The sequence below is a fragment of the Roseateles cavernae genome (genome assembly GCF_040187885.1).
GTDB lineage: Bacteria > Pseudomonadota > Gammaproteobacteria > Burkholderiales > Burkholderiaceae_C > Roseateles_E > Roseateles_E cavernae.
The window spans coordinates 797093-809538 of the sequence record NZ_JBDPLH010000001.1 but is presented as its reverse complement, the minus strand read 5'-3'; the positions used below and the strand labels follow the sequence as shown (position 1 = coordinate 809538).

Sequence of the window (12446 nt, the reverse complement as noted above, 5' to 3'; positions counted from 1 at the left end):
TATTCAAATTCACATCCACTACAAATCCAATTTCCAAATGTCTTCAGTGCTGGCTAGGCTTCGCTCTTCCTCCAATGACCCAGGACTCCCGATGTCTCTTCACAGCACTTCGCGGCCGCGCTGGCTGACCTTCGACTGCTACGGCACGCTGATCCAGTGGGATGAAGGCTTGCAGGCCGCCGTGCGCGAGCTGCTGACGCGCAAGCAGGCCGGCCATATCGAGCCGGCCACCTTGATCGAGGTCTATGACCGCCACGAACATGCGCTGGAACAGACACCGCCGCACCGCAGCTTCCGCGAGGTGGCCGGCCAGGGGCTGCGCCTGGCGCTGCAGGAGCTGGGTCTGCCGGTCGATGACAGCGACATCCGCGTGCTGACCGAGCGCATCTCGCGCATGCCGCCCTTCCCGGAAGTGGTCGACACGCTGGCCCGGCTCAAGCAGGCCGGCTACCGGCTGTGCATCGTTTCGAACACCGACGATGACATCATTGCCGGCAATGTGGCCCAGCTGGGCGGCCATATCGACCGCGTGATCACGGCCCAGCAGGCGGGTGCTTACAAGCCCGCGCCCCGGCTGTTCGAGCACGCGCACGCCGCGCTGGGCGTCGGCAAGGACGAGGTGGTCCACATCTGCGCCAGCCCGCATCTGGACCACGCGGCGGCGCGCGATCTCGGCTTTCGCTGCGTCTGGATCGATCGCGGCACCGGCCGCCGGCCGCTGCCCGACTACCGCCCCGACGCGACCCTGACGCGGCTGGACGAAGTGCCGCCGCTGTTCGCTTCGCTAGACTGGTGAGCGAGGGAGGCATCAAGCTATGGCTCACACCATCACGATCAGCGGCGCGCCAGCGCTGCACCTCGCGCTGGAAGAAACCGACGCGATCCGCCAGGCCCGCATCGAGCTGGCCGCCTGCTTCCAGCTGGCCGCCCGGCACGGGCTGGAGGAAGGCATCTGCAACCATTTCTCGGCCCTGCTGCCCGGCCACGACGAGCTCTTCCTGGTCAACCCCTACGGCTACGCCTTCGCCGAGATCAGCGCCTCGCGGCTGCTGGTCTGCCATGTCGACGGCCATGTGGTCGCCGGCCAAGGCCAGCCCGAGGCCACGGCCTTCTACATCCACGCGCGGCTGCACCGCGCCCAGCCGCGCCTGCGCGCTGCCTTCCACACGCACATGCCCAACGCCACCGCGCTGGCCATGCTGGAGGGCCCGCCGCTGCTCTGGGCCGGCCAGACCGCGCTGAAGTTCTACGGCCGCACCGCGGTGGACGAGCACTACAACGGCCTGGCGCTTGACGCCTCCGAGGGCGACCGCATCGCCGCAGCCATGGGCAGGGCCGACATCCTGTTCCTGAAGAACCATGGCGTGATGGTGGGCGGCCCCAGCATCGCCGAAGCCTGGGACGATCTCTACTATCTGGAACGCGCCGCCGAGGTCCAGCTCAAGGCCATGAGCAGCGGGCGGGCGCTCAAGCCGGTGCCGCCGGCGATCGCGCAACGCACGTATGAGCAGATGCGCGAGGGTGATGCACAGAGCGCGCGCGCCCATCTGGACAGCGGCCTGCGCCGGCTGCGGGCCGAGGGCCATCCCTTCGAGGCCTAGCAATGAAAAAGGCCCGCACAAGGCGGGCCCGGTGACAGCAGCGAAGCCAGCGCTCAGACCATCTTCGCCTTCAGCAGGCTGGCTTCGGCCAGCTGCTCGGCCGCCGTGCTGCGGCCGGTGATCACGACGCGCGGCAGTTGCGCGACGACGGGAGCCTCGGCGCGCTTGCCGACGATCACCACGCGCTCCAGCTGCACGATCTCGGTCCTGGGCGCGTGGGTGGCCAGCATCGCGGCGCCGAGAACGGCGACGGCTGCGGTGGCGAGGACGGCGAGGGACTGGAGGTGGCGGCGGGTGTTCATGGTGGGCTCCTGGGATGGCGTTGCTGTGTCAGTGCATGCAGTGTCGGCAATGCCGGCCTGGCTTGCCATGGCCTCGCGATGGGCTGCCGGGCGCTGCGGATGAGCTGCAATTTCCCGCGACGAGCGGGCCGGCGGCCCTGGGGTCGCCGGCCCTGCCCCTCAGCGCGCAGTGGCGGGCTGGCCGGCCATCAGCTCGGTGGCGGCCTTGCGCTGGCCCAGCTGCAACAGCTCGGTGTAGCCCGGGTTGTTGCTGTTCAGCAGGGCCAGCTCGCCGCTGTCGCGGGCGGTCTGCAGCTCGGCCAGCACCTGGGCACGCGTCTTGGTCGAGGCAATCGGCGCGACCGAGAGGCCATAGCGCTCGGCCTCCTGGCGGGCCAGCTCGCCGGATTGCTGGGCGCGCCGCAGCTCGGCGGTCACCGCCTCGCGGCTGAGGCTGCTCGCCGCGACCTTCAGGCCGTAGCCGCCATAGCTCTCGCTTTGAAGCGCCGTCAGTTCGCCGGCATTGCGGGCACGCACCAGCTCGGCCACCACCTCATCGCGGCTCAGGCCGTCGGCCATCGCGGCGCCGGCGCTCAGCAGGGTGGACAGGGCAATCAGGGTCAGCTTGTTCATGATGGGGTCCTTGGGTTTCAGCTTCGGGGGTTTTGCTTGGACCCGGCACCCGCCGTGTCCATGGGCTCTACTGTGAAACTTCGGGCGCTCCGGAAAAACCAGGCTGGCTTCAATGCACTATTGCTGATTCCGGCATGATGCGGCGCTTCCCTCACTATCCGCACCGATGACCGCCACGCCGCTGGACCACCCCCTCGTCACCCTGGCCACCCAGACGGGCGCCCAGGCCCTGCCCGTCTTCCTGGCCCTGCTGATGCTGCTGCTGCTCGCCACGGCCACGCTGTGGTGGTCGCTGGACCGCCATCTGCTGCCGCGCGCCCGCAGCGCGCTGCCGCCCAGCGGCTTCGTGCTGCTGAACGCACTGGCCGGCTTCGGCCTGCTGCTGGGCGGGGCCGGGCTGTTCGCCGAGATTGCCGAACACCTGGGCCGTGGCGGCACGCTGGCGCTGGCCGACGAAGCGCTGACGGCCTCGATACGCCAGCATGTCGACGCCGCGACGCTGCGCGCCTTCGCCGGCTTCACCCGCTTCGGCGATGTGCTGAACCTGAGCCTGTTGGGCGTGGTCGTCACGCTGCTGCTGCTCTTCAAGCGCCGCCATGCGCTGGCGCTGGGCTGGGTGCTGGCGCTGGGCGGCAACGGGCTGCTGAATCCGCTGCTCAAGCGCATCTTCGAGCGCGCCCGCCCGGTGCACGAGCACGGCCTGGTCAGCGAGCTGGGCTGGAGCTTCCCCAGCGGCCACAGCTCGGGCGCCGTGGTCGCCTACGGCATGCTGGCCTATCTGGCGCTGCGCAGCCTGCCGGCCGTCTGGCATCTGCCGGCCGTGCTGGCGGCGGCCGCCCTGGCCTTCACGGTCGGCTGCAGCCGCGTCTTTCTGCAGGTGCATTTCGCCACCGATGTGGCCGCCGGCTTCGCCTCCGGCCTGGCCTGGCTCAGCGTCTGCATCGTCAGTGTGGAGCTGGGGCGCTATTACCGGCGTGGCGGCACCCAGCCCCCTCAGTAGCGCTCGTCGAAGCCAAAGATGGGCTTGCGCGTCTTCCACAGCCCGCCGCTGAAGTCGGGGAAGTCCAGGGTCTGGAAGTTCTGCGCGATCGACTGCTCGGACAGCGGCGTGATCGCGCTCCAGGCCACCGCGTCATAGATGTCGATGGGCATCGGGGCGTCGGCCTTCAGCGCCTCGACAAAGGCGTGGATTACGAAGAAGTCCATGCCGCCATGGCCGGCGCCGGCGGCCGCGCCCTCGTACTTCTTCCACAGCGGATGGTCGTAGCGGTCCTGATAGCTCTTGAAGGCCTCCCAGTCATGCGGCTTGCTGCGGCCCTCGATATGGATGGACTGGTTCAGATCCATCCACAGGCCCTTGGTGCCTTGCACCCGGAAGCCCAGCGAGTAGGGGCGCGGCAGCGAGGTGTCGTGCTGCAGCACCATGGTCTCGCCGTTCTCGCAGGCCAGCGTGGTCGTGACGATATCGCCCAGCTTGAACCTGACGGCCGCGTTCGGGTGCTTGGCGCCGCCCTGGGTCTGCACATAGTCCTGCAGGCCCCGGGCCTTGCTGGCGAAGGCATTGATGCGGGTGAAGCGGTTGCCGCGATGGATATTGGCATACATGGCCAGCGGGCCGATGCCGTGGCTGGGATAGAGCTCGCCATTGCGCTGCACCGAGTGCTCGGTGCGCCAGCGCGCTTCGCTCCAGCCCTTGGCGCCGAACTCGACGCCGCCGCCATAGGGCTTGGCCGGGTCGCCGCTGTTGAACTTGACCGCGCGCAGATCATGCTGGTAGCCGCCCTGCAGATGCACCAGCTCGCCGAACAGGCCGGCCCGCACCATCTGCAGCGCCGCCATCACGTCGCGCCGGTAGCAGACGTTCTCCAGCAGCATATAGGGCGTGCCGGTCTTCAGCTGGGTGTTCAGCACATCCCAGTGGTCCTGCAGCGTGACGCCGGCCACCACCTCGCAGCCCACCGCCACCTTGGCCTGCATCGCGGCGATGGCCATCTCGGCATGCCATTCCCAGGGTGTGGCGATGATCACGCCGTCCAGGCCCGGCAGCTCCAGCAGCCGGCGCCAGGCCTGGGTGTCACCGCTCTCGCCATAGGTCCTGGGCGCGGGCTTGCCGGCACCCTCGACCATGGCCAGCGCGCGCTTGAGCATGATGGGCTCGATATCGCACAGCGCCACCAGGTCCACATCCTCGCGGCGCAGCAGCTCGCGCAGCAAGACCTGACCCCGCATGCCGGTGCCTATCATCGCCAGGCGCAGGCGTGGACGCGCGGCAGCGCGCGATGGGCGCAGGCTCAGCGTGGCGGCAGCGGCGAGCAGGATGTGGCGGCGTTGCAGCATGGCGTGTCTCTCCCTCTGATAACGATGCCGCGCACTCTGCCAGAAACCGGCACCTGCCGGCTATGGGCCTAGCCCGCCAGCTGCTCGCGCAGAAACTGCGCGAACCCGGTCGGCGTGCTGTTGCCATCGGCGCGGCCCTGCAGCGAGCGGATGCGGCCCTCGTTGAGCGCGCGGGCCATGTCCATCATCAGCGCTGCGGCGTCGGCGGCCAGTCCGGCCTCGTGCAGCTCGGCCGCCATCACCTCGTAGGGCAGCTGCTGGTAGACCAGGGCCGGGCGGCCCAGCTGCAGGGCCAGCTGGCGCGCCAGCTGCTCGCCGCTGAGGTCGCAGGGGCCCAGCAGCTCCTGCACCGACAGGCCCTGCCAGTCGCGCGCCAGCAAGGCCGCGGCGGCGGCGTCGCCGATGTCCCGGGTGGCCAGCATGGGCACGGCCAGATCGGGCCGCAGCGCATCGACCAGCGGGGCGCCGGCGCTCAGGCCCGGCAGCTGGGCCAGCAGGTTCTCGAAGAAGGCGCCGGGGCGCAGCAGGCGCACATGCTGACCGTGCAGCGCGCCGAGGCTGCGCTCCAGCGCATGCAGGCCCAGGATCACGCCGGTGCCCTCGGTCTGCTCGGCGCCCAGGCTGCTCAGCGCCACCACATGGCGCACGCCGGCGCCGTGCAGCGCCGCCGCGATCGCCTCGGCATCCTCGCGCTGGCGCTGCAGAAAGCCGGGCCGGTCCAGCTCATGCGGCAGCATCACATAGGCGGCATCGGCGCCCTCGAAGGCCGCGCGCAGATAGGCCGCATCCTGCAGCCGGCCGATCCGCGGCTCGGCGCCGGCTGCGGCCAGCGCCGCCAGGCCCGCAGCGCTGCGACCCATCACGCGCAACTTCAGCCCGGGCCGGCCCAGCAGCCGGGCGGCGACGCGCGCGCCGGTGCGGCCGCTGGCGCCCAGGATGGTGATGGTGGTGGTCTGGCTCATGGAGGCTCCCGCTGATGGATTGATTACGATGCCCGCAGTCTCGCGGCGCTGCCTTGCGGCCGCCATCGCCACCCGTCCGGCCTTCTTGATCGAGCATCCAGATCCATGCATAGCGACACCCCGCCCGCCGCCGGCTGGCAGCGCGACGACCCGGTCGGCGAGGCGCTGCAGTTCCTGCGCATGAGCGCGGTGGTCTATTGCCACTCCGAGCCGGCCGCGCCCTGGGGGATCCAGCTGCCGGCGATGCCAGGCTGCCTGATGTTCCATATCGTCCTGCAGGGCTCGGCCCGGCTGGAGCTGGACGGCGAGCCGGCGCTGCAGCTGCAGGCCGGCGACTTCGCGCTGCTGACCGAGAGCGTCGAGCACCGGCTGCTCAGCGCCGCCGGCGTCGAATGCCCGGATCTCTTCTCGCTGCAGCGCAGCGCCCGCTCCGAGTGGTTCGAGGAGCTGCTGCTGGGGGACGGCCCGGGGCCACGCAGCGAGCTGCTGTGCGGGGCGCTGCGGGTCGACGATCCGGCCAGCCTGCATCTGCTGGCCCTGCTGCCGCCGCTGCTCTCGGTCGGCGCCCAGGAACAGCAGCAGGGCTGGTTGCACAGCACGCTGCAGCTGCTGCTGGCCGAGGCCCGCGCGCGCCGGCCCGGCCATGAGACCGTGACGACCCGGCTGGCCGACATCCTGGTGGTGCAGGCCCTGCGCGGCTGGCTGGAGCAGATGCCGGCGACCCAGCGTGGCTGGCTGCGCGGCCTGCAGGACCGCCAGATCGCCCGCGCGCTGGCCGCGCTGCACCGCCGCCCCGGCCAGGCCTGGAGCCTGGAAACCCTGGCCGCCGAGGCGGGGCTGTCGCGCTCGGCCTTTGCCGAGCGTTTCAGCCGCCTGGTGGACCTGCCGGCGATGGAGTATCTGGCCCGCTGGCGCATCCATCTGGCGGCCACCCGGCTGCGTCGCCGGCCGGTGCCGCTGGCGCGCCTGGCCGACGAGCTGGGCTATGCCTCCGAGGCGGCCTTCCACCGCGCCTTCAAGCGCGTGATGGGGGTGACGCCCGGTTCGCTGCGCGCACCGGCACAGGCCGAGAGCGGCGATGATGGCAGGCATGATGACGCAAATAGCGAAAACCCCCTGCCTGTTGCTGGTGGCCCTGGCCGATGAGTACAAGGACCTGCTGCGCGAGCGCTTCGAGCTGATCGATGCGCCGACTGCGGCGGAACGCGCCGCCGCGATTGCGGCGCGCGGCGCCGAGATCGAGCTGGTGCTGAGCAATGGCGCGACCGGCCTGCGCGCCGAGGAGATGGCCGCGATGCCCCGGCTGCGGCTGGCCGCCGCCCAGGGCGCCGGCTACGAGAACCTCGATGTGGCGGCGGCCAAGGCGCGCGGCATTGCGGTGTGCAACGGCGCCGGCACCAATGACAGCTGCGTGGCCGACCACACGCTGGCCCTGCTGCTGGCCAGCGTGCGCGCGCTGCCCCAGCAGGAGCAGGCGCTGCGGGCCGGCCTGTGGCGCGACGCACTGCCGATCCGGCCCAGCGTCAACGGCCGCCGGCTGGGCATTTTCGGCATGGGCACGATAGGCCGCAAGATCGCGCGCCGCGCCCAGGCCTTCGAGATGCAGATCGGCTATCACAATCGCAGCCCGCGCGCCGATGCCGGCGAGGCCCTCTATTTCGACAGCCTGCCGGCCCTGGCCGGCTGGGCCGACTTCCTGGTGGTGGCCGCGCCCGGCGGCGCCGCGACCCGGCATGCGGTCAATGCCGAGGTGCTGGCCGCGCTGGGCCCGCAAGGCCATCTGGTCAATATCGCGCGCGGCAGCCTGGTCGACACCGCGGCCCTGGCCGCCGCGCTGGCCGCCGGCCAGTTGGGTGGCGCGGCGCTGGATGTCTACGAGAGCGAACCGCTGCCGCCGACGGCGCTGCTGGGTTTTCCGAACGTGATACTCACGCCGCATATCGCCGGCTGGTCGCCCGAGGCGATCCGCGCGACGGTGGAGCTGTTCATCGCCAATGTCGAGGCGCTGGAGGCGGGCCGGGCGCTGCTGACGCCGCTCTGAGCGCGGGCTTGTCCTTCAGTCGACCAGGCGGCGCAGGGCCACATAGGACGAGCCGCGCCGGTCGTCCTCGCGGTAGTGCACCGCAAAGCCGCCCAGGTCCAGATCGCCCAGGGTCTGCAGGCTGCGCAGCAGGCTGGCCCGCGTCAGCGGCGGCCTGGCCTTGCGCAGGCCTTCGCTCATCACGCGGGCGGCCAGATAGCCCTCCAGGCTGATGCTGTCGAACTGGCGCTCGCCGGCCTCGCGCATCGCGCGCTGATAGGCGGCCACCACCGGCACGCTGCGGTCCTCGGCGTCGGGCACCACCTGGGCCAGGGTCAGGCGGCCGCTGAGTTCGGGCTCATCCTGCAGTGCGATGCGCAAAGGCTCGAGCCCGGTAAAGGACAAGGTGTAGAAACGCCCGCGAAAGCCCTGGGCATGGGCCTGGCGCATGAAGGCGGCGCAGGTCTCATAGGTGCTGACCATGAAGATGGCGTCGGCGCTGTGCTGCCGCACCAGGGTGTGGACGGCCTCGGCCACCTCGGTGCTGTTGCGCTTGACGGTGGCCGTGGCCACCATATCGAGGCCGGCGGCCCGGGTGGCCTCGCGCATCGCTTCCAGCCCGGCGCGGCCGAAGGGATCGGCCTGCACCATGACATTGATGCGGCGCGCGCCGCTGGCCTTGATGGCACGGACCAGGGCGCGGCTCTCGTCCTGATAGCTGGCTCGCACATTGAAGACGTTCGGGTGGCTGCGCTCATCCCACAGCAGGCTGGCGCCGGTGAAGGGCCCGAGAAACGCGACGGGGCCGGCGCGCCGCAGATGGGGCAGGGCGACCCGGCTGGTGGGGGTGCCGATATAGCCGAACAGAGCCAGCACCCGCGCATCCTGCAGCAGGGCCACGGTATTGGCTTCGCTGCGGTCGGGCTCGTAGCCATCGTCCTGCAGATCGACCACGACGCGCCGGCCCTGGATGCCGCCCTGCTTGTTGAGCTGCTCGAAGGCCGCCCGGGCGCCCAGGTGATAGCGCTGGCCCAGGGCCGAGGCCGGACCGCTGAGCGCCGCCGAGCTGCCGAGCACGATCTCGGCGCCCTCCTCGCTGGCCGCTGCCGCGCCGCCCGACAGCGCAGCCGCCACACACAGCAGGCCTAAGCAACGCAACAAGCCCGCTGCGGCGGGCGGTTTGGAGAGCAAGAACATCGGCACTGGCGGCTGGGTGAGCAAACAAGGAAGTAAGGACGGCGCTGCGGCGCCATCAAGACGATGGCCAGGGCATCGGAATGTCCGCAACTACCTGGCACGCCACGACCACAGGATAGCGCGCGACCGGCTCCAGCCGCACGCGCGGCGGCACGGCGGTGCGCCACATCGCACATCACGGCCCGGCGAAATGACTGATCTGCGTCAGGGCGGGACAATCGGGGCCACGTTTGCGGCCGCCACCGGCCCCCCTCCTAGGAAGTTCAATGAGTCTGGATCCCCTCGCCTCGCTGCTGGCGGCCACCGTCGTGCTGCTGATCGGCAGCCTGCTGAATCGCCGCATCGGCCTGCTGTCGCGCTACAACATCCCCGACCCGATCACCGGCGGCCTGCTGTTCGCGGCGCTGGCCTCGCTGGTCTTTGCCATCACCGACTTCAGGCTGCAGATCGACCAGACGCTCAAGCCGGTGCTGCTGCTGATGTTCTTCGCCGGCGTCGGCATGTGCGCCGATCTGCGCATGCTGGGGCGCGGCGGGCGGGCGCTGCTGATCTTCCTGCTGGTGCTGTTCCCCTACATCCTGGTGCAAAACGGGGTCGGCATCGCGGTCGCGCTGGCGCTGGACCAGCACCCGATCTTCGGCCTGGTGGGCGGCTCGATCACGCTGGTCGGCGGCCATGGCACCGGCGCGGCCTATGCCGAGCGCTTTGCCGAGGTCAACAATCTGCAGTCGGTGATGGAGCTGTCGATGACGGTGGCGACGCTGGGCCTGATCGTCGGCGGCATCATTGCCGGCCCGGTGGCCCAGTACCTGATCAAGCGCCACGGCCTGCGCGCCGAGGCGAGCGCCGCTGCGGGCAGCACCGATCCGCAAGCACGCCATGAATCCGAGTCCACGCTGAACAGCCTGGGCATGATGGGCGCGCTGGCCGGCATCCTGGCGGCCGTGGTGGCGGGCCAATGGCTGGCCGGGCGCTTCGGCGGCGGCGCGGTGACGATACCGAGCTTTCTGTGGTGCATGGTGGTCGGGGTCGCGATACGCAATCTGCTGCCCTTCGCCGGCATGCGCCTGGACGACCGGGCCTCGGACCTGATCTCGACGATCTGCCTGTCGCTGTTCCTGGTGACGACGATGATGGCACTGAACCTGGTCGAGGTGGCGCTGTCGGCCGGGCCCTTTGTGCTGATGATCGCGGCCCAGGTGGTCTTCATCGTGCTCTACACGGTGTTCGTCTGCTTCCGCTTCATGGGCCGCGACTACGAGGCCGCCGTCTCGTCGGCGGCGCTGATCGGCTTCAGCATGGGCTCGACCGCCACCGCGATGGCCAATATGCAGACCATCACGGCCCGCTACGGGCCGGCGCCGCAGAGCTATCTGATCGTGCCGCTGGCCGGCGCCTTCTTCATCGATCTGATGAACGCGGTGGTGCTGACCCTGACCCTGCCGCTGATCGGAGGCTGAGATGACGCTACGAACCCTGTTCATCGGCCTCGTGCTGCTGCCGCTGCTGATCGCCTGCGGCCGCGTCGCCGACACCGACACCTTGCAGCGCGATCTGCAGGCCCGTCTGGCCCAGGCCCTGCCCGAGGGCACGGTCAGCCTGCACGAATTGCAGCGCCGCGGCTCGCAGTCCGACAGCAAGGCACCGGACGGCCAGACGCGCCGCATCGTCTACTACGACATCGCGCTGCGGCTGAAGCGCGACTTCGACTTCGGCGGCTGGGACTCGCCCGGCGTGGCCGGTCTGGTGTCGGCACTGGGCGCCGGGCCCAAAGGCCTGGTGGGCATCACGGCCGGCGGCAACAAGGCCGGCGACCTCGTGCGCGTCCATGGCACGGCGATCTACCAACGCGACGGCGATCAATGGCTGGCCGTGGCGCCCGGCGGCTACCAGCCCGCCGCCGCGCCCAGCTATGCCAGCAATGCGCCGGCCGGCCGCGCCGCGACCCTGCTGGAGGCGATGCGCAAGGTGGTGGAGGCGGTGTCGCGTGACTCGGCGCCGGCCCAGGCCGCGCTGATCGAGGAAGAACTGGCCGCCGCCCATGCGGCGATACGCGCGCGCCTGGCCCGCGCGGCCGACGGCTATGCGATCGCCGCCGGCCCGGAGCGCGGCCAGTATCTGCGCTTTGTGCAGGCCCTGTCGTCGCAGCAGGGCGCGCGCACCGTGCCGCTGGTGACGCGCGGCGGCGACGAGAACCTGCGCCTGCTGCGCGCCGGCAAGGTCGCGTTGGCGCTGGCCCAGGGCGATGCGGCGCTGGCCGCCTACCAGGGCAGCGAGGCCTTCGCCGCCGACGGGCCCGACGCCGCGCTGCGCGCCATCGGCAGCCTCTATCCGGAGCCGGTCCATGTGCTGGTCGCGGCCGACTCCAAGGCCAGGACGGTGGCCGATCTGCGCGGCCAGCGCATCGCGATCGGCGTGCCGGGTTCGGCCTCGCGGCTGACCGCGCTGCGCGTGCTGCGCGCCCATGAGCTGGCCGACACTGACATCCGGGCCGTCGAGCTGCCGCTGGGCGAAGCCCTGGTGGCGCTGCGCCAGGGCCGGGTCGATGCGCTGATCCAGGTCATCGGCGTGCCGGCCGACAGCCTCCGCGAGGCGCTGTCCGAGCTGCCGCTGCGCCTGCTGCCGCTGTCCGATCGCGCCATCTCCCGGCTGAGCGCCGCGCCCTCGGGCCTGTTCGCGCACCGCATCGCGCGCGGCAGCTATGCAAGCCAGAGCGCCGAGATCAGCACGGTCGCGACCGCCGCGCTGCTGCTGGCCGCGCCGGAGCTGTCGGACTCCGAGGTCGGCGCGCTGACCCGTTTCGTGTTCGGCCAGGGCGGCGACCTGACCGCTCGCGGCAGCGCCCAGGGTGCCCAGATCGCCGCCGCCAACGCCCGCCAGGGCCTGGCGGTGCCGCAGCATCCGGCGGCGCTGAAGGCTCTGGAGGCGATGGCGGCAGCAGGCCAGTAGCACCGGCCGCCAGAAAATCGATCAGGCCTCGGGCTCAGCCGCCACCCCCACCATCCAGCCGACGCCGAACCTGTCGCTGACCATGCCGAACAGCGGGGCCCAGAAGGTCGGGCCCAGCGGCATCGTGACCTGTCCGCCCTGGCCGGCCAGCGCGTCGAAGACACGGCGTGCCTCGGCCTCGTCGGCACAGTCCAGCGAGAGCGAGAAGCCCTTGAAGGCGGCGGCCGGGTCGGCGCCGCTGCAGTCGCCGTCGGACAACATCAGCAGGGCACCGCCGATCAGCAGCGAGGCATGCATGATCTTGTGCTCGCTGCCCGGCGCCACCATGCCCGGTGGCGCCGGCTCGGGGCTGTCCGAGAAGCGCATCATCATCTGCAGCTCGGCGCCCAGCTCGCTGACGTAGAACTTGATGGCCTCTTCGCAGCGGCCGGTGAAGAAGAGATAGGGATCGATGCGCATGGTTGTC

Annotated in this window: 13 protein-coding genes; 7 read left to right on the top strand and 6 right to left on the bottom strand. The window is 70.8% G+C overall.

Annotated features, from left to right (window positions below):
- Positions 1–91: 91 nt before the first annotated feature.
- Both ABGI63_RS03970 and ABGI63_RS03965 read left to right on the top strand, forming a co-directional pair.
- Entirely contained in the window at positions 92–796 is a 705-nt protein-coding gene (locus tag ABGI63_RS03970) for a haloacid dehalogenase type II (protein WP_349741161.1), read from the top strand.
- A 19-nt stretch (positions 797–815) separates the two neighbouring features.
- Positions 816–1601 (top strand): aldolase, encoded by a 786-nt coding sequence (locus ABGI63_RS03965; protein WP_349741160.1) that lies wholly within the window; start codon positions 816–818, stop codon positions 1599–1601.
- A 53-nt stretch (positions 1602–1654) separates the two neighbouring features.
- On the opposite strand, the gene ABGI63_RS03960 is transcribed toward ABGI63_RS03965, so the two are convergent.
- Positions 1655–1903 carry a hypothetical protein gene (locus ABGI63_RS03960; protein ID WP_272645308.1) on the bottom strand — a complete coding sequence of 83 codons (249 nt, stop codon included), beginning with the start codon at positions 1901–1903 and terminating at the stop codon, positions 1655–1657.
- 159 nt (positions 1904–2062) lie between these two features.
- Positions 2063–2515: a DUF4148 domain-containing protein gene (locus ABGI63_RS03955; RefSeq protein WP_349741159.1), complete on the bottom strand. Its 453-nt coding sequence runs from the start codon at positions 2513–2515 to the stop codon at positions 2063–2065.
- 166 nt (positions 2516–2681) lie between these two features.
- On the opposite strand from ABGI63_RS03955, the gene ABGI63_RS03950 reads away from it, so the two are divergent.
- A complete protein-coding gene (locus ABGI63_RS03950; protein ID WP_349741158.1) occupies positions 2682–3515 on the top strand; it encodes a phosphatase PAP2 family protein in 834 nt (277 codons plus the stop codon).
- Here ABGI63_RS03950 and ABGI63_RS03945 read toward each other — a convergent pair.
- Entirely contained in the window at positions 3509–4852 is a 1344-nt protein-coding gene (locus ABGI63_RS03945) for a Gfo/Idh/MocA family protein (RefSeq protein ID WP_349741157.1), read from the bottom strand. The genes ABGI63_RS03950 and ABGI63_RS03945 overlap by 7 nt on opposite strands.
- Positions 4853–4920: 68 nt before the next feature.
- Positions 4921–5814 carry an NmrA family NAD(P)-binding protein gene (locus tag ABGI63_RS03940; RefSeq protein WP_349741156.1) on the bottom strand — a complete coding sequence of 298 codons (894 nt, stop codon included), beginning with the start codon at positions 5812–5814 and terminating at the stop codon, positions 4921–4923.
- Positions 5815–5919: 105 nt separating this feature from the next.
- Between ABGI63_RS03940 and ABGI63_RS03935 the strand changes: the two genes are divergently transcribed.
- Together ABGI63_RS03935 and ABGI63_RS03930 are read left to right on the top strand one after the other, a co-directional pair.
- Positions 5920–6960, top strand: coding sequence for an AraC family transcriptional regulator (locus ABGI63_RS03935; protein WP_349741155.1), 1041 nt, complete (start codon positions 5920–5922; stop codon positions 6958–6960).
- The gene (locus ABGI63_RS03930; RefSeq protein WP_349741154.1) at positions 6905–7855 is read left to right on the top strand and encodes an NAD(P)-dependent oxidoreductase; all 951 of its coding nucleotides are present in this window, start codon (positions 6905–6907) and stop codon (positions 7853–7855) included. The genes ABGI63_RS03935 and ABGI63_RS03930 overlap by 56 nt, the downstream gene beginning before the upstream one ends.
- A gap of 15 nt (positions 7856–7870) precedes the next feature.
- On the opposite strand, the gene ABGI63_RS03925 is transcribed toward ABGI63_RS03930, so the two are convergent.
- On the bottom strand, positions 7871–9031 hold the full coding sequence (locus tag ABGI63_RS03925) for an ABC transporter substrate-binding protein (RefSeq protein ID WP_349741153.1): 1161 nt from the start codon (positions 9029–9031) through the stop codon (positions 7871–7873).
- A gap of 266 nt (positions 9032–9297) precedes the next feature.
- Between ABGI63_RS03925 and gltS the strand changes: the two genes are divergently transcribed.
- Together gltS and ABGI63_RS03915 are read left to right on the top strand one after the other, a co-directional pair.
- Positions 9298–10491: a sodium/glutamate symporter gene (gene gltS / locus ABGI63_RS03920; RefSeq protein WP_349741152.1), complete on the top strand. Its 1194-nt coding sequence runs from the start codon at positions 9298–9300 to the stop codon at positions 10489–10491.
- A 1-nt stretch (position 10492) separates the two neighbouring features.
- Entirely contained in the window at positions 10493–11980 is a 1488-nt protein-coding gene (locus ABGI63_RS03915; RefSeq protein ID WP_349741151.1) for a TAXI family TRAP transporter solute-binding subunit, read from the top strand.
- 21 nt (positions 11981–12001) lie between these two features.
- Here ABGI63_RS03915 and ABGI63_RS03910 read toward each other — a convergent pair whose 3' ends face one another.
- Positions 12002–12439 (bottom strand): VOC family protein, encoded by a 438-nt coding sequence (locus ABGI63_RS03910; protein WP_349741150.1) that lies wholly within the window; start codon positions 12437–12439, stop codon positions 12002–12004.
- Positions 12440–12446: the final 7 nt, after the last annotated feature.